Origin of the sequence: Methylophaga marina, assembly GCF_030296755.1 — a bacterium.
Lineage (GTDB): Bacteria > Pseudomonadota > Gammaproteobacteria > Nitrosococcales > Methylophagaceae > Methylophaga > Methylophaga marina.
The window spans coordinates 2,456,969-2,482,261 of record NZ_AP027741.1; the positions used below are offsets into that span (position 1 = coordinate 2,456,969).

22 protein-coding genes and 1 pseudogene are annotated in these 25,293 nt (G+C 43.6%); 11 read left to right on the forward strand and 12 right to left on the reverse strand.

The genetic code is table 11. The annotated features are described in order from the left end of the window. The first annotated feature begins 5 nt into the window (after window positions 1-5). The 6 genes from QUE24_RS12540 to QUE24_RS12565 all read left to right on the forward strand — a co-directional run bounded on the left by QUE24_RS12540 (window position 6) and on the right by QUE24_RS12565 (window position 8,993). A complete protein-coding gene (locus QUE24_RS12540) occupies window positions 6-5,717 on the forward strand; it encodes a two-partner secretion domain-containing protein (protein WP_286304163.1) in 5,712 nt (1,903 codons plus the stop codon). Beyond that, complete coding sequence (locus QUE24_RS12545; RefSeq protein ID WP_286304164.1) at window positions 5,714-5,959, forward strand: hypothetical protein; 246 nt, start codon at window positions 5,714-5,716, stop codon at window positions 5,957-5,959. Before QUE24_RS12540 ends, QUE24_RS12545 begins: the two co-directional genes overlap by 4 nt. Window positions 5,960-6,012: 53 nt before the next feature. Next, entirely contained in the window at window positions 6,013-6,318 is a 306-nt protein-coding gene (locus QUE24_RS12550; RefSeq protein ID WP_286304165.1) for a hypothetical protein, read from the forward strand. A 59-nt stretch (window positions 6,319-6,377) separates the two neighbouring features. Next, entirely contained in the window at window positions 6,378-6,734 is a 357-nt protein-coding gene (locus QUE24_RS12555) for a hypothetical protein (protein WP_286304166.1), read from the forward strand. Between the two features lie 180 nt (window positions 6,735-6,914). Beyond that, a complete protein-coding gene (locus QUE24_RS12560) occupies window positions 6,915-7,370 on the forward strand; it encodes a BLUF domain-containing protein (RefSeq protein WP_286304167.1) in 456 nt (151 codons plus the stop codon). Window positions 7,371-7,538: 168 nt separating this feature from the next. Then, window positions 7,539-8,993 carry a catalase gene (locus QUE24_RS12565; protein ID WP_286304168.1) on the forward strand — a complete coding sequence of 485 codons (1,455 nt, stop codon included), beginning with the start codon at window positions 7,539-7,541 and terminating at the stop codon, window positions 8,991-8,993. A gap of 68 nt (window positions 8,994-9,061) precedes the next feature. Here the strand turns inward: QUE24_RS12565 and QUE24_RS12570 are convergent, their stop codons facing one another. Then, window positions 9,062-9,475, reverse strand: coding sequence for a ZapG family protein (locus tag QUE24_RS12570; RefSeq protein ID WP_286304169.1), 414 nt, complete (start codon window positions 9,473-9,475; stop codon window positions 9,062-9,064). Window positions 9,476-9,615: 140 nt separating this feature from the next. Here QUE24_RS12570 and QUE24_RS12575 point away from each other — a divergent pair, with 140 nt between their 5' ends. From QUE24_RS12575 to ppnP, 3 genes are read left to right on the forward strand one after another with little or no spacing between them, the layout of a single operon-like run. Beyond that, window positions 9,616-11,061 (forward strand): helicase HerA-like C-terminal domain-containing protein, encoded by a 1,446-nt coding sequence (locus QUE24_RS12575; RefSeq protein ID WP_286304170.1) that lies wholly within the window; start codon window positions 9,616-9,618, stop codon window positions 11,059-11,061. 59 nt (window positions 11,062-11,120) lie between these two features. After that, window positions 11,121-11,366 carry a ubiquinone biosynthesis accessory factor UbiK gene (ubiK, locus tag QUE24_RS12580; protein ID WP_286306118.1) on the forward strand — a complete coding sequence of 82 codons (246 nt, stop codon included), beginning with the start codon at window positions 11,121-11,123 and terminating at the stop codon, window positions 11,364-11,366. Window positions 11,367-11,376: 10 nt separating this feature from the next. Next, window positions 11,377-11,691: a pyrimidine/purine nucleoside phosphorylase gene (ppnP, locus tag QUE24_RS12585; RefSeq protein ID WP_286304171.1), complete on the forward strand. Its 315-nt coding sequence runs from the start codon at window positions 11,377-11,379 to the stop codon at window positions 11,689-11,691. 68 nt (window positions 11,692-11,759) lie between these two features. Here the strand turns inward: ppnP and QUE24_RS12590 are convergent, their stop codons facing one another. Further along, entirely contained in the window at window positions 11,760-12,923 is a 1,164-nt protein-coding gene (locus QUE24_RS12590; RefSeq protein WP_286304172.1) for a DUF481 domain-containing protein, read from the reverse strand. 173 nt (window positions 12,924-13,096) lie between these two features. On the opposite strand from QUE24_RS12590, the pseudogene QUE24_RS12595 reads away from it, so the two are divergent. Together QUE24_RS12595 and rep are read left to right on the forward strand one after the other, a co-directional pair. After that, window positions 13,097-14,598, forward strand: a pseudogene (locus QUE24_RS12595) (YifB family Mg chelatase-like AAA ATPase). 69 nt (window positions 14,599-14,667) lie between these two features. Continuing rightward, a complete protein-coding gene (gene rep / locus QUE24_RS12600; protein WP_286304173.1) occupies window positions 14,668-16,689 on the forward strand; it encodes a DNA helicase Rep in 2,022 nt (673 codons plus the stop codon). A gap of 38 nt (window positions 16,690-16,727) precedes the next feature. Here the strand turns inward: rep and QUE24_RS12605 are convergent, their stop codons facing one another. The 10 genes from QUE24_RS12605 to QUE24_RS12650 all read right to left on the reverse strand — a co-directional run bounded on the left by QUE24_RS12605 (window position 16,728) and on the right by QUE24_RS12650 (window position 25,242). Further along, window positions 16,728-17,252, reverse strand: a complete 525-nt coding sequence (locus tag QUE24_RS12605; RefSeq protein WP_286304174.1) for a cytochrome b — start codon at window positions 17,250-17,252, stop codon at window positions 16,728-16,730. A gap of 72 nt (window positions 17,253-17,324) precedes the next feature. After that, a complete protein-coding gene (locus tag QUE24_RS12610) occupies window positions 17,325-17,771 on the reverse strand; it encodes a YaiI/YqxD family protein (protein WP_286304175.1) in 447 nt (148 codons plus the stop codon). Beyond that, on the reverse strand, window positions 17,771-18,097 hold the full coding sequence (locus tag QUE24_RS12615; protein ID WP_286304176.1) for a Na+/H+ antiporter subunit G: 327 nt from the start codon (window positions 18,095-18,097) through the stop codon (window positions 17,771-17,773). The genes QUE24_RS12610 and QUE24_RS12615 overlap by 1 nt, the downstream gene beginning before the upstream one ends. Window positions 18,098-18,100: 3 nt before the next feature. Continuing rightward, entirely contained in the window at window positions 18,101-18,370 is a 270-nt protein-coding gene (locus tag QUE24_RS12620) for a K+/H+ antiporter subunit F (protein ID WP_007146389.1), read from the reverse strand. Next, the gene (locus QUE24_RS12625; protein ID WP_286304177.1) at window positions 18,370-18,858 is read right to left on the reverse strand and encodes a Na+/H+ antiporter subunit E; all 489 of its coding nucleotides are present in this window, start codon (window positions 18,856-18,858) and stop codon (window positions 18,370-18,372) included. Before QUE24_RS12625 ends, QUE24_RS12620 begins: the two co-directional genes overlap by 1 nt. Window position 18,859: 1 nt before the next feature. After that, window positions 18,860-20,389 carry a monovalent cation/H+ antiporter subunit D gene (locus QUE24_RS12630; protein WP_286304178.1) on the reverse strand — a complete coding sequence of 510 codons (1,530 nt, stop codon included), beginning with the start codon at window positions 20,387-20,389 and terminating at the stop codon, window positions 18,860-18,862. Next, complete coding sequence (locus tag QUE24_RS12635; protein ID WP_286304179.1) at window positions 20,386-20,757, reverse strand: Na+/H+ antiporter subunit C; 372 nt, start codon at window positions 20,755-20,757, stop codon at window positions 20,386-20,388. The genes QUE24_RS12630 and QUE24_RS12635 overlap by 4 nt, the downstream gene beginning before the upstream one ends. After that, complete coding sequence (locus QUE24_RS12640) at window positions 20,758-23,577, reverse strand: monovalent cation/H+ antiporter subunit A (RefSeq protein WP_286304180.1); 2,820 nt, start codon at window positions 23,575-23,577, stop codon at window positions 20,758-20,760. 105 nt (window positions 23,578-23,682) lie between these two features. Further along, the gene (locus tag QUE24_RS12645) at window positions 23,683-24,159 is read right to left on the reverse strand and encodes a c-type cytochrome (protein WP_286304181.1); all 477 of its coding nucleotides are present in this window, start codon (window positions 24,157-24,159) and stop codon (window positions 23,683-23,685) included. A gap of 81 nt (window positions 24,160-24,240) precedes the next feature. Further along, complete coding sequence (locus QUE24_RS12650; protein ID WP_286304182.1) at window positions 24,241-25,242, reverse strand: zinc-binding alcohol dehydrogenase family protein; 1,002 nt, start codon at window positions 25,240-25,242, stop codon at window positions 24,241-24,243. Between the last annotated feature and the right edge of the window lie 51 nt (window positions 25,243-25,293).

Consider the following 25,293-nt stretch of genomic DNA (forward strand, 5'->3'; position numbering starts at 1 on the left):
TGATCATGGAAGATCGTTTCAATAAAAACTATTTAAGCTTATTGATTACAGCTGCTCTTTTTAGTTCATCACTTTATGGTGCTGATGCTCTGGCGGCTGGGATTGCTGTCGATCCATCTGCGCCGGCTAATCAACAGGCCATCATTACGCAAACAGCAAATGGTTTGCCACAAGTTAATATTCAGACGCCCAGTTCAGCAGGGGTATCAAGAAATAAATACAGCCAGTTTGATGTTAGCAAAAAAGGCGTCATTCTTAATAACAGCGCCGGTAACGTACAGACGCAACTGGCTGGCTGGGTACAGGGCAACAGTCTGCTTGCAGGTGGCACAGCCCGAATTATTCTGAATGAAGTGAATTCACAACATCCCAGTTATCTGAATGGACCAATGGAAATTGCTGGAAGCAAAGCACAGCTTGTTATTGCTAATCCTGCTGGTATCAGCTGCGATGGTTGTGGTTTTATTAATGCAGACAGAAGCACGTTAACAACTGGCCGAGCTTTGATGAATAATGGCCAATTGAATGGTTTTCTAGTGGAAGAAGGCAAAATCAGTATTCATGGCGCTGGACTAGATGACAGTGGTACAGCCTATACTGACCTGATGGCCAGAGCCGTGTCAGTCAATGCCGATATCTGGGCAAACAATCTCACTGTCACCACAGGGAAAAACCGGGTTAGTACCACTAACGACATCATAACTAAACTGGATACTGATGATGACCAGCCTAACTTTAGTGTCGATGTCAGTGAGCTCGGCGGTATGTATGCAGGCAAAATCCGTTTAATCGGCACAGAAGACGGCGTTGGTGTTAAACAATCTGGAGAGATAATCGCTGAGCAACGTTTAACGCTGACAATAGATGGGCGCCTAATAAATTCTGGTGCGATGAGAGCTGAAGGTGCTGGTTCTATCGCAACGGCTGAACTTCAAAATACCGATTCTGGCGAAATTATCTCAGACAATTTACAGATAGTGGCTGATTCGAGGATAGACAATGAAGGTCTAATCAATGTTGGTCAATTGCTTATAGAGTCTGAGACAGTAAACAATCAGCCAGACGCAAGTATTTATGCTGATAACGCCACGCTCAATACAACAACACTCAATAATAATTCTATCTTGGCTGCCAGAAACAATGTGTCGATATCTACCGAAACTCTCTTTAATAATGAGAATGCGGAAATAGTCAGTCAGGGCAATATACAGATTGCTGGCGTCTCTATCGGTGATGCATTGACATCAGCTCAACAGGTGATTAATTCAGGTGGGCGGATCGAGGCTTCAGGAGATATAGCGATAAATGCTGATGAGCTAAAAAATCTTAATGCTGGAATGAGTACTGAGTGGGTGACAGACAGTATTGAGCGAATCATTGAAGTGCAGCCTGAGGGTTGGGCACATAAATATGATGTGAGTCGTTTTCCATTGATCCATAACCATAATGTAGAAGGCCAGCCTTTTACCGATGAGAACGGCAATATCATTCGCTACTTCGAAGACTATACCTATTACGACTACACGGCTAAAACACAAAGCACACATATCATCAGTTCTGCACACGCCAAAATTATTGCGGCAGGTAATATTGAGATAAAAGGCGATGTACTCAATAGCGATAGCCAAATTGTGGCAGGTCAAAAGCTGAATATCTCAGGAGGAAGCCTACAAAATACTGCTACACCAGGACAAAAAAGAGTCAGTTATAACGGTACACGTCAGTTCAGGGATTGGGATGGAAATGATGAAGAGCTCGATTTTGGTGGAATAGCACCCTACAGTCCAGCTCCCAAAAACACCGAGTTTAATTTAGGGGTAAGCTTGTTCGAGGATAGTCATGCTGATATCAAAAGCCTGGCTAATACTCAAACGATAACGATTCCAGTCATCAATAGTGCCATGTTCAGCCTCGTCGCCAAACCGACGAAGTTTTATATTGAAACTGATCCACAGTTTCTGGATTACAGAGATTGGTTGAGCTCAGATTATATGTTGCAACGACTCGCCTTTGATCCTGCCAATACGATGAAACGTCTCGGTGATGGTTATATCGAGCAGCGCTTAGTCACCGAACAAGTTGCCCAGTTAACCGGGCATCTCTACCTGAGTGAATATAACGACCAGCAGACACAGTTTATGGCATTGATGAATGCAGGTGTGAGCGTGGCAGAAACACTTCAGTTAACACCGGGTGTGGCGATGACAGCGGAACAAATCGCCCAATTAACGACAGACATTGTTTGGTTAGTGAATACAGAGCTGACACTGGATAATGGCGAGGTAATCACTGCCTTGGTACCGAAAGTGTATATCAAGCCTGAAGCAGGTGACTTGGCTCCAGAAAGTGGTCTGCTGGCGGGGAATGAGGTGACCTTTGATGTACAAGGCCAAATATTTAACTCTGCCAGTATCAGAGGGCAAAAAAACGTTTCATTAGATAGTGAGAGTTACCAACAGCGTGGTGGAGATGTTCAAAGTCAGTCTATTGCTATCAATACGACAGATATTACGATGGACGGTGGCACTTTAGCAGCCAATCACTCACTTTCACTTGCTGCTGATAACGATATCAATATCAGCAGTTCAATGACTCACAGTAAGCAGGATCAAGCTAACAGCCATTTCGAACGAGATAATATTAAGCGATACGCCAATCTTTATGTGTCTGATGAAACGGGTCAATTAATCGTTGATGCCCAGCGTAATGTTGCACTTAATGCAGCGAATATCGATTTATCAGGAGAGCAGAGCCAGACGCAGATATCTGCTGGACAAAATTTAACATTGGGCACGGTCAATGAGTCAGAAACAAATCTGAGCATAGTTGATAGCCGTGATTTTAATAAGATGTCTGAGCAAAAAGATAGAGGCACATCACTCCGTACAAATGGTGATGTCAGTTTGATGGCTGGAAATACCCTGCAAATCACAGCTGCAGATATTAATTCTCAACAAGGTAAGCTCGAACTCACGGCAAGAGAGGTCAATATTGAAAATGGCGAAACCCATTATCAATCAGATATTGCCACTTACACTAATCGTTCGAGTGGCTTTAGTACTCGAAAAAAACAACAAAGAGATATATTCAGCCAGCAAACATCTGTGGCATCTTCATTAACTGCCAAAAATATTGCTGTTAACTCTGCAACGAATATCAATGTGAAGGGTAGTCAGGTTCTGGCTGATGAAGGCATTCAATTTAATGCGTCAAAAGATATTAATATCACGGCTACAAAGCAATCATTTAATGAGTCCCATTATATAAAAGAGAAAAAATCAGGTCTTTCAGGCACAGGTGGTGCAGGCATCAGTATCGGCACCCGAGAGATGAATACGGAAAATGACATCAAGCAACTGGTTCACAGTAAATCAACTATAGGGGCTTTAAATGGCGATATTTCCATGGTTGCAGGAGAAGCCTTTCACCAAAAAAACAGTGATTTGATTGCAGCGAAAAGTGATGTTGATGTTATGGCAAAAGATATCAATATCACGAGCCTATATGATAAGACCGAAACAAAACAGGTAACGGAGTTTTCGCAAAGCGGTTTGTCACTATCGCTAATGGCGCCGGCTATTTCAGTCGCCACCCAAGCGTATCATCATGCTTTGGGAAGTGTGGAAGAGGACAAAAAGAAAAATCGCGTCCTGAATGGCATTACGGCCTATGTTCAATCTAAGCAACTCATTGAGATGGGGGAGAACACGCTAGATCTTATCAATGAAGGCAAATCCGATGAAGCCTTATCCACCTCAGGGATAAAAATAAGTATCAGTATCGGTAAGTCAGAGAGTAAAACCCAGACGCAGACCCAATCACAAACTTCACAAGCGAGCACCATTCGGGCAGGTCAAAATGTGCGTTTAACGGCAACAGATAAGGATGTGGGAGTCATTGGTAGCGATATTTTGGCGGATGGTGATATCACCATTGATGCTGCTAAGGATATTCATATTTTAGCCAGTCAAAATACGCAACAGCAAAAAACCAAAATGACATCAAGTAGCGCCAGCATTGGTCTTTCTTTGGGTATTGGTGAGAATACAGGTTTGAGCCTTGATATGGCTATGAGCAAAGGAAAAGGCAAAACCGATAGTGATGGTGTGTTTTATCAAAATAGTCACATCTCTGCTGCAAAAGCGTTATCGCTAACGACTGGCAATGACCTTAGTTTGATTGGTGCACAAGCCAAAGGAGAGAAAGTTTCTATTGATGCCGGTAACAACTTAACTTTATCCAGCTTACAGGACAGTCATTATTTAAAAGGTAAAGAGTCCAATTCGGGGATGGGGGTCGGTATTGGAATAGGAACATCCATGTTTTCATTTAACCTTCATCATAATACTCAAAAATCGAATAGTGACTATCTTAGCGTGAATGAACAAACGGCCATTCTGGCTGGGCAAGAGGGATTTGATATTCATGTCGGTGCTCATACTGAATTAGATGCTGCACTTATTGATAGTCAAGCTTCAGCGGACAAAAATCAGATGATTACCGGCACCTTACATACGACAGATAAAGAAAATGCGATGAGTGCTGAAGTGAGTCAACAAGGGTTTAACGTTGGCTCCGATGCCTTGTCTGGAAAATATGGCGTGTTAAAAACGGCGTCTCAGAATTTAAGCAATAAAGGTGAAGCCAGTGTGGATGATGCCAGTTCAACATTAAGTGCAATCGCGCCTGCAGAGATCACATTAACCGATCCTGACAAACAACTGGCTGTATATGGCAAAACAGCAGAAGAAACGATCTCGGATATCAATAGAAATAATGATAATACCCATCGAAAACTCAACCTAGCAGATATAGAACTCCTCAAGGATAAGGCTGAAGCAGAGCAACTTTCTAAACAATTAGTCTATGAGGCCGCGACGGCGTTTAGCGATGAAGCATTCAGAAAAATGTTTCTTACCAAGATCGAGTTTTATGAAGTGATGCGTGATGAAAATGGTGAAGTGATCAAAGATGAAAATAATGAAGCGATATGGAAAAAATTAACGGATGAGGAAAAGCAAAGTTTAAAACCCGGTAAGGATAATAAGGTACATATTTTTAATAACGGCATGTTTAATTCAGTCGATGCGGCAAAAAAACTAGCACTGCAAAATCATCAATCAGACTATCTGATTCATTTCCCATTAACCAATAATGCCTTGTCGGAGCTAATGGTTGCAGGTTATCAGAAATTTCTTGAAAGCGAAGGTTTTGGACTTACGAATGCTGTTAAAGAAAATATTAAGGTGATGGGGACTTATGGTAAAGAAGGATTGATTATTGATGCTCATAGTCGAGGCGCGATGACTACAGGTAATGCTTTGGTAGTAATAGATAAAAGAAATGTTAACGAAAGTTCAACTCTTCAATATGTAAATATTTATACAGTCGGGTCAGCATTTAATAACCAACAGATGGCAGATTTATTAAATAAAAACTCTGAGCAGAATGGTAGGGTTTATGCTCAAGTTCACAAAGACGATTTTGTTGGTACTTTCATTGGTGGTAATGAAGCTACTGGTGGCACTACTCCTGATGGTAGTACCAGTTTTATCGAAGGACTGAAATCGATCTTTTTTGATGTCACCGTGCATAATAGTTACGGGGATGGAAAGCCTAATGGTGCCAGTAAGAAATATTGGCAAGATAGTCCCGATGGGAAAGCTAAATTTATCTTAATACCCGCAAGTAATAACAAGGAAGTTCTAAAGAAATGACAAAAAAACAACTAGTTACATTGATCTTTTATATGTTTGTCACTGCATGTAGCTCCGTATATCAACAACAAGATTGTGGAAAAGAAGGAAACAATGAATGCCAGAATGGAGCGGGCGGATATGTTCTTATAGAACCAAAGATTGATGAGGACTATGTCAGAAAATACAATATCCCATCACTACAGTTATATAAAAATAAACTAAGTATCTTAAATACTGGGAACTGGAAAAAGGTGATTTAACACGTCAAGAACGTGATGAGGCACTTTTAGAATGCGGCTCCAGTGATATCTGGATGTCAAAAAACTATGCCTTAATGAAGACATTAACTCCTGACGAATATAACGGTAAGCTTCTACTGATCAAACGTTGCATGCTTGATGATGGCTTTACTTTTCTTGGGGATTTCTCGCCATGTGAGAGTAAGTCGATACCCGCTTGTGATTTACCTGTGCCTAAACGAGAAACTGAAAAACGACTTAATAGTGAGTACTGTATAAAAAATGCTTACCTAACACGTTGTCAGCCACAGTCCCGAGAACGAATTATCAACACTGAACAATGCAAACGCTATCCCAAAGCGTATTTTTGTGACGTTTGAATATATTCAATCTACCCAAGCAGTTTATTTTCCAAAACTAAGATACATGGAGGTATCTAATGAACTATTTCTCTAGAATTATTATCACTATTTTTATCTGTAGTATGACGGGATGTTCCCTATATCAGGTCGTTCCAGACCCCCTCTGGGATGCTTGGCATAAACGAGGTAGTGATAAAGATTCAACCATAAAAGACATGAATGAGTGCGGATATAGTAAAGATTTAAGAAGAGGGGCGGATCTACCTAACAGCAAGATTGAACCTCTTCACCGCTGTATGGAAGAAAAGGGTTATAAGTTTGATTTTAGTAGTTTTCGAGCGAATAACTGTTACGGCACAAATGCGCCTTATCCGTGCCGTGTTTACTGGGGTGCTGGTGCAGCTAAATGGGAAAAAGTGACGCCAATAAACTAGATTAGGTCTATTCGGTAGGGGGCAGGCAGATGTCGAGAGCATTGGTGTTTGTCCCTTACTTTTTTTGTTTAACAGGAAATTCTTTCACCGCGTTTTTAACTCACGTTAAATCATAGAAGTCGATAGGGTGTTACTTTCACCTCAAAAACTGTGAACTTTATCTAAAAATGAAGTGACTTAATGTTACTTGATTGTCATAAGTTCAGTCAGGAGGTGCTTTTGTATTCCATTACTTATGTCAGTTCGGCTACCCATGCCTTTTCTCAGGAGCAATTATTTGAGCTGTTGGATGAATGTCGTGGTAATAACCTTAGAGAAAATCTTACCGGACAGCTCCTGTATAAAAACCAAGAGTTTATGCAAGTTCTGGAAGGTGAGGAAGAGCCACTGAAGTTTACTTTTGAGAAAATTTGCTGTGACAAGCGCCATAAAAATATTCTCATTTTAAACGAGGGGTCCATAGATCATCGGGAGTTCTGTGATTGGACCATGGGGTTTTACAATCTGGATAATGAATATGAACATCATATTCCCGGCTACAGTGACATTTTGAATTACCCACTGACAGGGAATGAATTTCAATCGCAGCCATCATTAGCCCAAATTCTACTTCTATCATTCAAAGATACTTATTAGTTTAAGTTAAATAGTGACCAAGAGAATGGTGACCGTTTTATATTAATTTCACCTGTCCATGTTAGGCTTGAGTAATTAAAGTCTATTCGAATCAAATACAGTCTGTTTTGGTTCAAGCATGCAGCACGGTTTTCAGAGAATCTTATTAATTAAGAAAGGAGAGACAACATGAGCACAAACAATAACAACAGAACAACGACTGATTCCGGGTTACCTGTATCCAGTGATGAACATTCCTTAACCGTTGGTCGTGATGGGCCGATTCTGCTTCACGATTTATATCTTATTGAGCAGATGGCTAACTTTAATCGCGAACGAATTCCAGAACGACAACCCCATGCTAAGGGCTCTGGTGCGTTTGGTCATTTCAAAGTGACACATGATGTCAGCCAGTTTACCAAGGCGGCCGTGTTTCAACCTGGTACTGAAACTGAAACATTAATGCGCTTTTCCAGTGTGGCTGGTGAACGAGGTAGCCCTGATACCTGGCGTGACCCACGTGGCTTTTCCATTAAGTTTTACACGACGGAAGGTAACTATGACATGGTGGGGAACAATACCCCCGTGTTTTTTATTCGTGACCCGTTAAAATTCCAACATTTTATCCGCTCTCAAAAACGTCGTGCTGATAATGGTATGCGTGACCATGATATGCAGTGGGACTTTTGGACCTTGTCTCCAGAGTCGGCGCATCAGGTGACGTGGTTGATGGGGGACCGTGGCATTCCCAAAACATGGCGTAATATGAATGGCTATTCCAGTCATACGTATTTATGGGTGAATGATAAGGGCGAAAAGTTTTGGGTGAAATATCACTTCAAAACCAATCAGGGCATTGATTTTCTGACTCAGGACGAAGCCGATACGCTGGCGGGTAAAGATGGCGATTATCACAGACGCGATTTGTTTAATGCGATCAAAGAAGGGAACAATCCTAGCTGGACCATGAACGTTCAGATTATGCCTTTTGAGGATGCGAAAACATACCGTCTGAATCCATTTGATTTAACGAAGGTCTGGCCTCACGATGATTATCCATTGCATGAAGTGGGGCAATTAACGCTGAATCGTAACCCGACAGATTTTCACACTGAGATTGAACAGGCCGCATTTGAGCCAAGCAATTTAGTACCAGGCATTGGGATTAGTCCTGACAAGATGTTACTGGGACGGATGTTTTCTTATGCTGATGCCCATCGCCACCGTTTAGGGGTGAACTATAAGCAGATTCCGGTGAATGCGCCGAAATGTCCTGTGAATAGTTATAGTAAAGATGGGGCCATGCGTGTACAAAATGTCACTGATCCTGTTTATGCGCCTAATTCTAAAGGTGGGCCGAAAGCTGATCCTGAAAACTATCCAGAAGACACCACATGGGCGGCCAGTGGTGAGTTCACACGCGAAGCTTACACGCTACGCGAAGATGATGACGACTTTGGTCAGGCCGGTATTTTAGTTCGGGAAGTGATGGATGATGCGCAGCGTGATCGTTTGGTCTCGAATGTGGTCGGCCACGTGAGTGACGGCGTTGAAGAGCCCGTATTATCACGCGTCATTGAGTACTGGAAAAACATTGATAGTGATATCGGTGAACGTATTGCGAAAGGCTTAGGTAAAGCGTAAACCAACACTTTGTCAGTGAAATAAAAAAGCCAGCTTTATGCTGGCTTTTTTTATGAATCGATATGTTTTTATCGGTGCAACGCGTCTTCATCACCTTTATGGTTTGGGTGTATGAAGTTGGACTCTTTCGCTGTCTGCGTATCCGGGCCATCTAAAAGCGCGCCAGCACGATCAGGCAATACACGCTGGTCAGTAAAGTTACCGAGTTCTTCATAACCATGAGAAAGATGATCAAACAGTTCTTTGTATGAACCTGCCATATCTTTAAAGGCTTGTGCTGTTTTGTCGTAATGGGCATGCACTTTTTGTTTATAGGCATCAAGTTCGGCTTGTTTATCGGCCAGTTGACGATCATATGACTCAGCGATTTCTTTCATTTGATGATCACTGCCAGGGGCTTGGCGACGTCCCAGAGCAAAGCCGAGCAATGCAGCAATGATAGCGATGATAATCGTGAGTGCCCAGATTTCCGTTGAGGTCATAGTTCTTCCCGTTAAAAGTGAATAAGCTCTAGTCTAGCCATTGAGTGTCTTCATGACAAACCGTTTTATTGAAAGGTTTTATTTTGTGATTTAATAAGCCATTGATATCACTTCTATCCCCATTGCTGAAAGGATACATCATGGTTTCACCTCTTTTCTTGGGTCAGTCAACACAGGCCGTCACCTTATTAGCTAATATGGCAAACCGTCATGGTCTGATTGCCGGTGCGACAGGGACAGGCAAAACCGTCACGCTTCAGGTGCTGGCAGAAAGCTTCAGTCAGATAGGTGTGCCTGTATTTGCAGCAGACATTAAAGGGGACTTATCGGGAATCAGTCAGCCAGGTAAACCGCATCCCAAAATTAATGAGCGTGTTGATCTGATGGAACTGTCAGATTTTGGCTTTACTGGAATGCCAGTCACGTGCTGGGATGTATTTGGCAAGCAGGGTCATCCACTTAGAGCAACGATTTCCGATATGGGGCCGTTGCTGTTATCCCGATTGATGAATTTGAATGAAACGCAGCAGGGCATTTTGAACTTGGTATTTCGCGTTGCCGATGACAATGGCTGGCTGGTTTTAGATTTAAAAGATCTCCGATCCATGCTGCAGTTTATTGCTGAGAATGCGGCAGAGTTCAGAACCTTATACGGCAATATTTCTGCTGCTAGTGTGGGCGCTATTCAACGTCGTTTATTAGGACTGGAAGAGCAGGGGGCTGACCAGTTATTTGGTGAGCCAATGTTGAATCTGGATGATCTGTTGCAAACAGATGAACATGGGCGAGGCATCATTAACTTGCTGGCCGCTGACAGTCTAATGCAGTCGCCTAATCTTTATAGTGCTTTTTTACTCTGGCTGTTATCTGAATTATTTGAGCAATTACCCGAAGTAGGCGATCCTGAAAAACCGAAGTTGGTGCTATTTTTTGATGAGGCTCATTTATTATTTGATGATGCGCCTAAAGTATTGTTGGATAAAATTGAGCAAGTCGTTCGACTTATTCGTTCAAAAGGCGTTGGCGTGTATTTTGTCACACAAAACCCGACAGATATTCCGGATAGTGTGTTGGGACAATTGGGCAACCGCATTCAACATGCTTTACGTGCATACACCGTAAAAGACCAAAAAGCGTTAAAAGCAGCTGCTGAAACGTTCCGTGATAACCCAGAATTTGATACCCGCGAAAAGCTGACGAGTTTAGGTGTGGGCGAAGCCCTGATCTCCACACTGGATGAAAAAGGTCGCCCGCAGGTGGTGCAGCAAACGCTTATCAAACCGCCACAGAGTCAGATTGGTCCCATTACTGAGCAGCAAAGACAGAGTCTGCTGAGCACGTCTTTAGTGGCCGGTGTTTATGACAAGACGCTGGATAGAGAGTCAGCCTATGAAGTGCTGGCAGAGCGTGCATTAAAAGCCCAGGAGGCTGAAAAGAATCAGCCTGAAGACGAACCCAAAACAATTAAGAGAAGGCGTGAAACCGTGCTGGAAGCCTTTGCAAAAAGTACGATGCGTGCAATTGGCAGTCAATTAGGTCGTCGAATTGTCAGAGGTATTTTGGGTTCCTTATTAGGCAAGAAATAACAAATTGAGTCTGTTTTTAAATGCCGTAGAATAGTCATGAAGATATAAGGGGAAAAATGATGATTGATACTAAGAAAATTGAAGAAGTCGTACAAAGCATCAGCAAAGCATTACCACCGGGTTTAGTGCAAATGCAGGAAGATGCTGAAAAGAATATTCGTTCAGCTCTCACCGCGACATTCACCAAGCTGGATTTAGTCACGCGTGAAGAGTTTGAAGTACAGGCGCAAGTATTGTTGCGTACCCGTGAAAAGTTGGAGGCACTGGAACGACGTGTCGCCGAGTTAGAAAACCCACCTAAATAAGAGAAACACTATGTCTGAATTTACTAATGTCACGGTCACACGTGAAGCAAACGTTTATTTCGATGGTAATGTGACCAGCCGTAAAGTGACATTTGCTGATGGCAGCTACAAAACATTAGGCATTATGATGCCTGGTGAGTTTACCTTTGGTACTGAAAAAGCCGAATTGATGGAAATTCTGGCAGGTAAACTGAGTTATCGATTGAAAGGTGATGCAGAGTGGATTGATGTGACAGCTGGCGAGTCCTTCAATGTGCCTGCTAACTCATCATTCGATATCCAGATTTTAGAGTTAGTGGATTACTGCTGTACTTACTTAGATTAATTTTATTTTTCTATCAGCAATAAAAAAGGCGCTTCAAGCGCCTTTTTTTATGTCTTTAAGAGAGACCTTTATTCCCAATCATAGACTAAGTTCATTTGATACGTGGTATCGGTTGTCTCAGCGTCTTCAGCAGGTTGACTGTTATATTTGCTACGCAGGCTAGCACGTAATTTCCAGTCTTCTTTTTCAGTAATAGGCATTTCTCCACCAAAATTGGTGACAATCAGATAATTGGTGCCAGGGCTGCTGAATGAGGGGTAGTAGGTCAGATCATGAAATAAACTGAGTTTACTGTTCATTTTGTATTTGATGTCATAGCCTAATACACCTGTTGGGTCTTTATCTTTTGTGCCATCGCTGTAGCTTTCAAAGCGATAACCCAGACCGGCGAAGCCTTTGAATTTGAGATCATCTTCACGAATGAAAAATCGACCTAAACTCGCTGCGGCAATGGCACGTAAGTCTAATTCTTCAAACTCATCAATTTCAAAGTCGGCTGAACCACGAGCAAACCACATTTCGCTGATATCACGTTCTAAAGATAGACCGGCCAGCTTTTGGTTGGCGGTTTGTTCGCCATCTTCTTTCTGGAAGTTAATTTCCATGTAGAGATTCATGCGTTCGGCATCTGTTTCTCGGTTCAGCTCACCTCGACCATGCGCGCCAAATCGATTTGTATTACCTGATGCACCCGTTACACCCATTGCAATGCTGCCGCTCCATGGATCACGCAGACGATTTCGTTCTTCACGTAGCGCGTTAATCGCTGTTTCATAAGACGTTTTTATGTCTTCAACTTCTTTTTCTTTGTCAGCTTTAATGGTTTCGATTTCGTCTTGATATTCTTGTTGTACAGCAAGAATTTGAGGTTTGGTGGCATCAGTAGCCCAAACGTTTTTGATGTTTTTTGGGTCAATATCCACATTACCGAATGCTGTATTAGTCAGTTGCGCTTGGCCGTTATTATCAACAGATAGTTGGCCGACTATTCTGTCGCGGCTGTCTAACTCAATCAGATATTTTTTATCGGTAGTGATTTGGCTGACACGAGCATAATCAATCGTGACTTCATTAGCAAAGGCTGTGTCCATAATTAATTGACCATTTGCGACTTGTTTTACTGTCCCTTTGAGCATACTGCCATCATCAAGAACGACTTGGTCAGCTACTGCGATATTGGTCAATGTGCTTGAAATTAATAAAAAAATAGTCCTCAAGCTAGGCTTGTACATATAAACTCCGGAGATTTGTATTAGATGAGTTGCGCGCTACTAAACTAACACAAGCAACCTCGCTCGTAAAAACGCAACGCCTTTTTTGTCCTTTATTTATTCGACAAGTTTCACGGCATCTCAAAAAAAGTTAGGCTAATATTTCTTTTTTTAAACTCAACCAAGGATGGAGTATGAGTATCGCAAAGGTTTACAGCCGTGCGGTGACAGGCATACATGCCCAAGAAGTCACGATTGAGGTACATCTGTCGAATGGTTTGCCTAGTTTGTCGATTGTAGGGATGCCAGAAACAGCGGTGAAAGAAAGCAAGGATAGAGTGCGTTCTGCCATATTGAACTCCCAGTTTACCTTCCCTCAGCAACGTATCACTATCAATCTGGCTCCTGCAGACTTACCCAAGGAAGGTGGACGGTTTGATTTACCCATAGCATTAGGCATCTTAGCCGCATCAAACCAGATTCCACTGCAGACAATTGCTGATAAGGAATTTATTGGTGAATTAGGATTGGCTGGCGAATGTCGTTCAGTGCGGGGCGTGTTACCAACCGCACTGGCCGCATCGGCAGCCAAACGTACATTGATTCTGCCAGAAATCAATGCCGGTGAAGCTGCCTTGATTGAACAATGCGAGAGTTTTGGGGCGGATAACTTGCTCGCCGTATGCGCGCATTTACATGGACAAAAACGACTTAACCTGGCGAGTTCACCAGATTTATCTGATGCAGCAGACTACCCAGATCTCATTGATATTCGAGGGCAGTCTCATGCAAGAAGAGCACTAGAGATTGCCGCAGCAGGCTCACACAGTATTTTATTTTGTGGACCGCCTGGTACAGGGAAAACCATGCTTGCCAGCCGATTACCCGGCATATTAACCACGATGTCTGAAGCTGAAGCAGTAGAAACGGCAGCCATACATTCTATTGCTTCTAACGGTTTTGATCCTGGTCATTGGCGTCAGCGTCCATTTCGTTCACCTCATCACACAGCATCTGCTGTGGCTTTAGTGGGGGAGGCAGTCATCCGAGACCGGGAGAAATATCATTAGCGCATAATGGCGTACTTTTTCTTGATGAACTCCCTGAGTTTGACCGGCGTGTGTTGGAAGTGCTGCGCGAGCCAATAGAATCTGGCAAAATCTCGGTGTCGAGAGCAGCTCATCAGGCGGAGTTTCCAGCCCGCTTTCAACTGGTGGCAGCCATGAATCCGTGTCCATGTGGTTATCTGGGCGAGTCTCGCTGTCGGTGCACAGAAGAGCAAGTTCGTCGCTATCGTGCTAAAGTCTCCGGCCCATTGCTGGACAGAATTGATATGTTGGTTGACGTGCCTGCGGTAGATAAAAGCTTATTAAGACATCAACATGTCGATGTGACAGCCGAATATTCAGAACAGGTTCGGCATCGAGTAGAAAAAGCCCGCAAGAGACAGCTCGATCGACAGCGTAAAGCCAATAATTTGTTAGACCAAAAAGAAATTGAGGATGTGTGTCTGTTGAGTGAAGACGATTATCAGCTAGTGGAAAAGGCGATTGTCCGCCTTGGACTATCAGCACGGGCCTACCATCGAATTCTAAAAGTGGCGAGAACGATTGCTGATCTTGCAGGAAGTCGTCAAATACAAACTGAACATCTCAGCGAAGCCATTAGCTATCGTCGGCTTGATGTAGGTCACTAATGTTGCCGCTTTTTACCTTATTTGTTGAGTGGAAACACTCGTTTGATCATGTAGTTTTCAGAGGCGTTAATGCTCAATGATCTTAACCCGCAGCAGCAGGAAGCTGCGCGTCATATAGATGGACCCCTCCTAGTTTTAGCTGGTGCCGGTAGTGGTAAGACGCGGGTAATAACCCGAAAGATTGCCTATCTGATTGAGCAATGTGGTATTCCAGCCAAAAATATTGCTGCAGTCACTTTCACCAATAAAGCGGCGCGTGAGATGAAAACCCGTGTGTCTGAATTGATGGCCAGTCGTCAAAATTCGGCGGCAGCACGTGGTTTGATGGTCTCAACTTTCCACACACTTGGTTTGAATATTCTACGCCGTGAATATAAATCACTCGGATATCGCAGTGGTTTTTCTATTTTTGATGCTCAAGACAGTCTGGCGGTATTACGTGATCTGATGGGACGTGATTTTGCTGCAGATAGTGAGCATGCTGAACAGGTGCAGTGGCAAATATCAGAGTGGAAGAATCAGCTGATTCTGCCTGACAAGGCCATGCAAATTGCTGAAGCAGGTACGCAAATGGCTGCAGCGAAAGTGTATCCACTCTATACCGCTGCGTTACAAGCCTATAACGCCGTTGATTTTGATGATTTGATACTCAAACCGGTGGTGTTGTTTCGTGAAAACCCTGAAGTATTAAAAAAGTGGCAAGCGCGTATTCACTATTTGTTAGTGGATGAGTATCAGGATACCAATGGCTGCCAGTATGAGCTGGTCAAGCAGCTGGTCGGCATTCGTGAAGCACTGACAGTGGTAGGTGATGATGATCAGTCTGTCTATTCATGGCGTGGTGCCCGACCGGAAAATCTGGCACAACTACAGACCGACTATCCTCGTCTGAAACTGATTAAACTCGAACAAAATTACCGTTCCATGAGCCGCATTCTACGAGTGGCTAATACTCTGATACGCAATAATCCTCACGTATTTGAAAAGCAATTATGGAGTGCACTGGGAGAGGGTGATCCGATACGGGTGATCGGCTGTCGAGATGATGATCATGAATCAGAAAAAGTGGTGTCTGAGCTGCTTTATCACAAGCTGAAACATCAGGCCAGTTTCAAAGATTATGCGATCCTCTATCGCAGTAATCATCAGTCCAGACCGATTGAACGCGTATTACGTGAACATAATGTGCCTTACTTCTTAACTGGCGGCACATCGTTTTTCTCACGGATCGAAGTGAAAGACATCATGGCCTATCTGAGATTGCTAGCGAATCAGGATGATGACAATGCCTTCCTTCGGGTTATTAATACGCCGCGCCGTGGGATAGGTTCAAGCACTCTACAAGCTCTCGGTAATTATGCTACTGAGCGTAAAACCAGTTTGTTTGGTGCCTGCTTTGAGATGGGCCTGGCTGAAAAATTGCCTGAAAAAGCGATTCTGAATCTGACCCATTTTGCTAACTGGTTGGTTGATATTGCAGATAGAGCTAAACGTGGTGACTTAATGAGTGCGATCCGCGATATGGTCGAAGAAATCGAATATCGTGGTTGGCTGGAAGAGACCAGTGGTGATCCGAATAAAGCAGAGCGGCGCATGGACAACGTGCTCGAGCTGTTGAGCTGGATTGAACGTATCATCGAAAATGATACCGAAGAGAAAAGTATTGGCGATATTGCAGCCAGACTGACATTGATGGACATTCTGGATCGTCAGGAAGACGAAAACCAAGCTGATGCCGTGCATTTGATGACCTTACATGCTGCAAAAGGTCTGGAGTTTCCACATGTATTCATGATTGGCATGGAAGAAGAAATTCTGCCTCACCGAACTAGTATCGAAGAAGGCACCATCGAAGAAGAACGTCGCCTGACCTATGTCGGTATTACCCGAGCCCAACGCAGTCTGGTCATGACGATGGCCAATACGCGTAAGCGTTATGGGGAGAAGATGGAGTGTGAGGAAAGCCGTTTTCTTCGTGAGTTACCATCAGATGATCTGATTTGGATGTCTGAAAAAACACAGGCTGATCCGGAAGAACGCAAAGAGCGTGGTAAGGCGCATCTCTCTAATATTCGGCAAATGCTGAAATAAAAAAAGCCCGGTGACTGAAGTGACCGGGCTTTTTTATGCTAAACCATGCGGCGAAGCGTGTCGTCTTTGCGTATAAAGTGATGGTAGAGTGCAGCGCCAATATGGCCGACCACCAAAATAACCAGTACGATAGCTAATACTGAGTGTAACTCGCCGATATCATGGGCCCATTGCACTTTATCTGCTGGTTTTTCAACGAGCACCTGACCAAATACTTTGACTGGATACCCATGTCCATGGATATATAGTGCACCCAGTGGTGGCATAGCAATCAGGCAAAAATACATGATGCTATGTACCGTTTTTACCAGTTTGCTGTTAGCACCTTCAATAATCGGACGTTGATTTTTTTGTTTCATACTCCACAATAAACGCACTATGGCGAGAATCATAATGATTGCGCCTATCGACACATGATAGGGACCGAACGTGTCGCCTAACCAGTGTTTACCATCGTTAATCCGATCAGCAAATTTAAAAAATTGTTGGAAAACAAGTACGGCTACTAACCAGTGGAAAAAACGCGTCACACTGCCATATCGGTCTATCGAATCATTTATCATTTCTCTCTCCTTTGTGAAAACCATCGCTGAGACAGAATTATCAATACAATTGTTCCGGTTATTCGGTTTTTATTAAAATGATGATTGAATAATTTTGTCGAGTTGATTGGCAAACTGCATTCTGTCACGGTGATTAAAGGCATTCTGTCCACCTGTATCCACACCGCTTGAACGCATGGTATCCATAAAATTACGCATGGTTAAACGTGCAGCAATATTGCTTTTATCCATTAGTTCACCACGTGGGCTGAGGCAGATGCCGCCACGATCAATCACATCGTTGGCAAGTGGAATGTCAGCAGTGATAACTAAATCTTTCATTTGAACACGGCGGGCTATCTCATCATCTGCCATGTCAAAACCTGAGGCGACTTGAATAAACTGAATTTGATTATCTGCCGGCACCTTAATCGCGTGGTTTGCAATAAAGGTCAGCGGCAGGGAGGTGCGTCTTGAAGCCCGAATCAGGATTTCTTTAATAACAGCCGGACAAGCGTCGGCATCGACCCAGATATGCATTATTCTTCCTGGTCAGATTTATTCAACGTACGTTTTTCTTGCCTGACTTTTATATGAAGTGCAGCCTTTGCCATCAAATGTGCACTGACTGGAGCGGTGATAAATAAAAATAAAGTCACCAGTATTTCATGCAAGCTGATACCGTCAGTTTTGGTACTGAAATGAATGGCAGATGCCACCAGAACAGCACCGACACCTAAAGTACTGGCTTTGGTGGGACCATGTAAACGCATATAAAAGTCAGGCAGTTTGAATAAGCCTAGGGAACCGACCAGCGTAAAGAAACCACCCAGAATAATCAGAATAGATAATAAAATTTCTAACATGATTTATTCCATTATGTCGCCGCGCAGCAGGTATTTGCTTAGCGCGAGTGTACCCATAAACCCCATCAACGCAATCAATAGAGCAGCTTCGTAATAAAGATTGCTTCGCAGGAAAATACCCAGCAGGATAAGTAGGGCAATTGAATTAATATACAGTGTATCGAGGGCCAGAATTCTATCCGGCACACTAGGACCGATAAGTAGTCGATAAAGGCTCAATAGCAGGGCCGTACACACCATAACGCAGGCTGTAATGATGGCGATATTCAGCATTAGTTGAAAATCTCCTTTAACGGTTTTTCAAACAGCTGTTTGATTTCATCAATGGTTGTTTGGGCATCATCGATATGCAGGGCATGAATCAACAGCTTTTTCTGGTCTTTAGACAAGTCACAGGTGACAGTCCCGGGAGTCAGTGAAATGGTATTGGCAAGAATACTGATCGCCAATGGTGAGGTTAAATCCAATGGTATCTCAACAAAACCGGGTCGCAGTTTATCTGAGGACATGAGAATAAGACGCGCCACATGAATATTGGCAATCACTATCTGCCAGAGCACAGAGCTGAAAAACTTAATCAGCAACCATGGCCGACGTACCATGACGCGCTCCTCCCAGAATCCAGCACTGAACCAAGGAATAAATATTGCGAGTAAGCCACCTAAAATCATATGGCCAGCCGATAAGGTGTTATTCAATAAAAGCCAGATAGCCCATAAGGCCAGAGTGAGAAATGGATGAGGAAAGCATTTTCGCCACATATTATTCTCCTCCCTGATAAGCAGGTTGGCCCATTACCGCATCGATATAAGCTTGATGATCATTCAGTTGTGAAGCCACACTCTGGGTAAAATCAGATATAGGACCGGCTGCAATGACTAATATCGGACTGGCTAGCACTAAAACTAAAGCCAGAGCCAATGCACGTATATTCAGCTTCTCACTGTCATCATCGAGAGAGGTATCCGTTTGATAGAAAATGATTGAGCCTGACCGTGCCATCGCCATAATCATTAATAAGCTGCCTATTAAAATGATGGCATAGATCCAGGTACTTAATGTGCTGCTCAGCGCGGCTTCCAAAATCATTACTTTACCGATAAACCCTGACAATGGTGGCATGCCTACAATAGCAATAGCGGTAATGAAAAACACAGAGCCTAAAACAACGGCATGTTTCATTGGGGCGCCAGGACGTAACCTATCAGAGTATGAGCCTCTGGCACGAGCAATGATGTCGGCTACCAGAAATAATCCGGCACCAATCAGCGTGGAATGAATTAGATAATACAAGGTAGCCGCTAAGGCTTCGGTTGTATTAATCCCGATACCAATCAAAAGCGTGGCGACGGAAGCCAGTATCAGAAAAGCGGTTTGTTCTTTTAAGGCACGGGATGCAAATACACCAAGGACGGCCATTGCTAACGTGACCAAGCCAAGACTTAACACTACCTCAGCATGTAAGCCAGCTAGCGCGCTTGCCTGTTCTGAGAATAACGTGCCATGAACACGAATAATCGCGTAGAGACCCACTTTGGTCATGATCGCAAATAAAGCAGCCACGGCAGCAGAGGTATTGGCATAGGCACTAGGTAGCCACAAATAGAGCGGGAAAATAGCCGCTTTGATACCAAACACCACTAAAAGAAGCAGTCCAGCTGCTGCCACAATACCTTGATGAGCACTGTCCAGCTGAGCAATGTGCGTAGACATATCAGCGATATTTAATGTGCCCAAAATGCCATAGAGTGTGCCCACAGCGAATAAAAACAAGCTGGAGCCGACCAGATTAATGACGACATAATGCAGTCCGCCTTTAGTGCGAAGGCGACCGCCGCCATGGAGTAATAATCCATATGATGCGAGTAGCAGCACTTCGAAGAAGACAAACAGATTAAACAAGTCACCAGTCAGGAAGGCACCATTCAGACCAAAAAGCTGGATTTGATAGAGCACATGAAAATGTTGACCTTTTTTATCGGTACCCTGAGAAATGGCATAAGCCAATGCAATAACTGCCAGTATGGATGTCAGCAGTATCATCAAGGAAGATAACTTATCCAACACCATCACGATGCCAAATGGCGCTGTCCAGTTACCAAGTAAGTAAACAGAATAATCACCACTATTGGCGATAGTGACGGTGTAGATACTCAGCAGCAGCAGAGCCATAGTGAATATCAGGCTAACTACACGCTGCAGCGGGATACCTTTGGGCCGAGAAAATAATGTCAGTATGCCACCCAATAAAGGTAACAAAATGAGCAGAATAGGCAGCTGTGACAGTGTCATTTGGCATCTCCTCCTGCTACTTTATTCTCCTGTTCTTCAGCCACATAACTCATGCCATCGACATGATCGTTACCTAGTTCACTACGTGCTTTTAAAGCCAGAACAATCAAAAATGCCGTCATGCCAAATGCGATGACGATGGCGGTTAATACCAGCGCCTGAGGAAGAGGATCGGTATATTTGGTTGTTTCCGCAGAGATAATGGCAGCCTTACCAATTTGTAAGCGACCCATAACGAATAAAAATACATTCACTGCATAGGAAATCAGCGTTAACCCCAGTACCAGAGGAAAGGTACGAGCCCGAAGCACAAGGTAGACACCACTTGATGTCATGACACCTATCGCGATGGCAACTAACCACTCCATCTATTTTTTCTCCTGTTGAGCTAAACCATGAGATGCGTGACTGAGCTTACCCAGTTCGACCAGAATAAGTACGGTTGCACCAACGACCACCAGAAATACACCTAAATCAAATATCATGGCACTGGCAATTTCAAATTTGCCAACAATCGGCCATGTCAGATAGGTGAATGTCGTCGTTAGGAACGGATAAGACAGGAACATGGCTGCTAACCCGGTGACAAAAGCTGCTGTTAAACCAACCGCAATGACTTTATGCATATCCACTTTGATTCTGGCGTTTGTCCAGGCAATACCGTTTGCAAGATACTGTGAAATGAGTGCTACTGCAGCAATCAATCCTGCGATAAAGCCACCACCAGGTAAGTTGTGACCTCGCAAGAAGATAAAGACGGCAACCATTAACATTAATGGGAATAGCAGTCTTGTCAGTGTTTGCATAATCGGCGGGTGAGGGTCATGACTCCACTCACGTCCCTCTATGTCACGTTGCGGTGCAGGTAATTTCAGATCTTTGAGTAGCGCAAAAATACCCAGACCAGCTAAGGCTAGTACAACAATTTCGCCCAATGTATCAAAGCCACGGAAATCCACTAGAATAACATTCACCACGTTAGTACCACCGCCACCAGGCTTGCTGTTCTCAAGGAAGAATCCAGAAATACTCGCGTAATCCCGGCTCATTACAGCCATGGCTAATAACATCACCGTGACACCTGCAGAAATGGATAAAACCAGGTCGCGAAACAGTCGTCTATGACTTCTTTCCTGAGGACTGTGCTGTGGTAAGAAGAACAGAGCCAATAACAGCAGCACAATCGTGACGACTTCAACGGATAATTGCGTCAAAGCCAAATCAGGTGCTGAGAATTTCACAAAGCCCAGGGAGACGATCAAACCAATCACACCGATAATAATCAGTGAAACAAGTCTTTGATGATGCAATAACGCCGTTAATATACTGGCAATCACAAGAATACCCACTTGCACCATGGTGAGCAGGTTCGCATCCAGTAAAGTACGGTCACCAAACAGTGGGCTATCAAACTGTAAAAATCCATACAACGTTGCCGCGACACCAGATAGCAATACCCAACTAATGGCATTTTGCAAAGAGCCACGATCAAATAATCGACTGATTCTGCCACTCAGCACTAACAAGCCGTGTGTGATTCTGTTAAACAGTGTTTTCGCATCCAGACGAGGTAAATTTGTATCGTGCCAGCGGAATAATTTTTCCCGATAGAAATAGACAATAACGCCGAATAACAGAGCAATAAAACTCATTAATAAAGGGATATTGAAACCATGCCAGATAGCAAGACTATAATCAGGTGGTACAGATTGTATGCTCGCCGCGACAGCCACACTTAGAATCGGGGCGACAATCAGCATGGGTACCATACCCACCCCAAGACACAGCAATACCAGAATATCGACAGGTATCTTCATAAACCGTGGTGGTTCATGTGGTGTTTTGCTTAAGCCCTGAGGTTCACCATTAAAAAATACATCGTGGATAAATCTTAGCGAGTAAGCAACAGAAAAAACGGCGCCGAATGTCACAATGACGGGAATCGCCCAACTAAGAGTATGGTGATCCGTTGCGGTTAAAGCTTGTTGGAAAAACATTTCCTTACTCAGGAAGCCATTCAGAAGGGGAACACCTGCCATGGCAGAGGCCGCGATCATGGCGAGTACAGCGGTATGTGGCATGTATTTTAATAGGCCATTTACTTTGCGCATATCGCGGGTACCACATTCATGATCGATAATTCCAGCCACCATGAATAACGATGCTTTGAAGGTCGCATGATTAATGATGTGGAAGATGGCCGCCACAGCGGCTAATTTGGTGCTAAAACCAAACAACAGCGTGATTAATCCCAGATGACTTATGGTGGAATAGGCTAACAAGCCTTTTAAATCATGCTTAAAGAGTGCGGTATAGGCGCCCAGCACCATGGTTATCATACCTGCACCGCCCACTAACCAACCCCAGGCCTCAGTACCTGAAAGAACGGGAAATAGTCGAGCAAGAATAAAAATACCGGCTTTCACCATTGTGGCTGAATGTAAGTAGGCCGATACAGGGGTCGGTGCTGCCATGGCGTGAGGCAGCCAGAAGTGAAAAGGGAATTGAGCTGATTTCGTAAAGACGCCCAATAAAATTAATACTAATGCCGTCAGATAGTGTTCATTTTGGCGAATAAGATCGCCTGATGCTAACACGTCGGTGAGGTTAAAGCTGCCAACCATATTGCCAATCATTAATACGCCAGCCAGCATAGCTAAACCACCGGCACCAGTGATGGTCAGTGCCATTCTTGCACCATCGCGGGCATCTTGGCTGTACTGCCAGTAACTGATCAATAAAAATGACGTTAAGGATGTTAATTCCCAGAATATAACAAGCTGGATTAAATTTTCTGAAAGCACAATGCCTAACATTGAGCCCATAAACATCAATAAATACGCAAAAAAACGGCCCATTGAGTCCTGAGCCGATAAATAATAGCGTGCATACAGAATGACAAGTAGTCCAATCAGTAAGATCAGAAAACTAAAGAGTAGCGACAGGCCATCAAGTCGAAACGCGAAATCTAAACCCAGTGCAGGTAGCCATGACCAGCTCTGAATCAGTGTTTCATTATCGAAAGGAATATGAACAGCTGGCATCAAGATCAATAGTGCTAAAAGGGTGACAATGCCCGCCACCCAGGCTGAGGCAACACGATTAAATCTTGCAGCCCATGCGGCAATAGGTGCGCCCAGAAAAGGGATTAGAGCAACTAAAGGTAAGTTGAACGCCAATAAATTCATTGATTTTCCTGTTATCTAACGGGTGCTCATATTCTATATTTATACATGAAAAAGCACTGTAGAGCAGCGCTCTACAGTGCTTTTTTGTTCATTTCAGACTTTACGCTATTGTGATTGAGCAACCATGTAGTCTACCGCTTCCATTATTGCTTCATCACTCAGATCAGAGCGACCACCTTTAGCTGGCATCATATTAAAGCCTTCAATAGCATGCTTATGCAGGGTGTCGATACCTTTTTCAATACGTGGAGCCCAGTCTGCAGCATTACCAATTTTTGGTGAATTCATCAGTCCAGCACCATGGCAGGCAGCACAGACTTGCGTCACGATTTGTTCACCGGCGCCACCAGTATTGGTATCTTCTTCTGCAGGTGCTGCTTGTACAGCAGGTGGCTCACCAATATTGACTTCTGCAACGGGTTTAATACGTTCAGCGACCGCTTCTTCATCCATGCTGGCTGGAGCCGTTGCGTTCTTACCTAATTCAAGTGCGTTATCCAGCACAACTAATATCAAACCGAAAAGTATTAATACGGTGACAATACTACCAATTAGAAATTGACCAGAATTATTATTATTCACTGAAAACCTCTGCTTATTTTAATAATGGCGATGATTATACGGTTAACCAACTTTCTGTGCCACGAAAAGCAACAGAAAGGATTAGTTCTCTATTGCTGATAAACATATTTTCCCTATAGTACGACCGGATAGTAAACGTTGGTGGGCTTGTTCAATATTGCTGGCAGAAATCGGCCCCAATGTCTGTTTGTGAGTACATTTTAGCGTTTCTATATCCAGCATTTCTGAGATGCTATTCAATATGTGATGTTGCTCGATCATATCGGCTGTTTTGTACATAGGTCTGGCAAACATAAACTCCCAGACGATGCCTGCACTTTTATTTTTGAGCTTGTCTATATTGTGAGTTTGCTGGCTTGTGACAACAAAACAAATCATGCCTTGAGGGGCTAGCAAATCGGTCAGTTCATCGTAGTATGGGTCAGTATCTGCTAAGCATAAAATATAATCGGGAGCAGCAATATTTAATGCTGAGTAATGATCCGTTAATTGTTGATGGTTGATGACGTGATCTGCACCCATTGCATAGCACCAATCGATAGACTCTTTACGAGATGCTGTTGCCACGACATTGAGCTTTGCAACCTGTTTAGCCAGTTGTATAGCAATTGAGCCTACACCGCCGGCACCGCCAACAATCAGGATGGTTTTACCTTTATCCTGATCGGGCTGAATGCGCATTCTTGAGAACAGGGCTTCCCACGCAGTAATACTGGTAAGCGGCATGGCAGCAGCTTGTTCAGCAGTGAAATTTTGTGGGGCCTTGCCGACAATGCGTTCATCAACTAATTGATGTGAGGCATAACAGCCATCACGCGTGACATCACCAGCGTAGAAAACTTTATCACCCACGTTAAATAATTCACAGTCATCACCTGTCTCGACAACAGTGCCAGAGGCATCCCAACCAATAATTTTGGCCTTGTCATTATTGTCACCCAGGCTGGCTTTAATTTTTGTATCAACAGGGTTAACAGCAATCGCTTCTATTTTGATAAGAAGATCATGTCCTTTGGGTGAGGGTGTCTCGCGCTCGAGTTCTTGTGCTTGTCCATTGGCTTGAAAAAATCCATAGGCTTTCATTCACTTTGCTCCGCTTGTGGCTATTTGATGTTAATGACCCAATAGTATGAA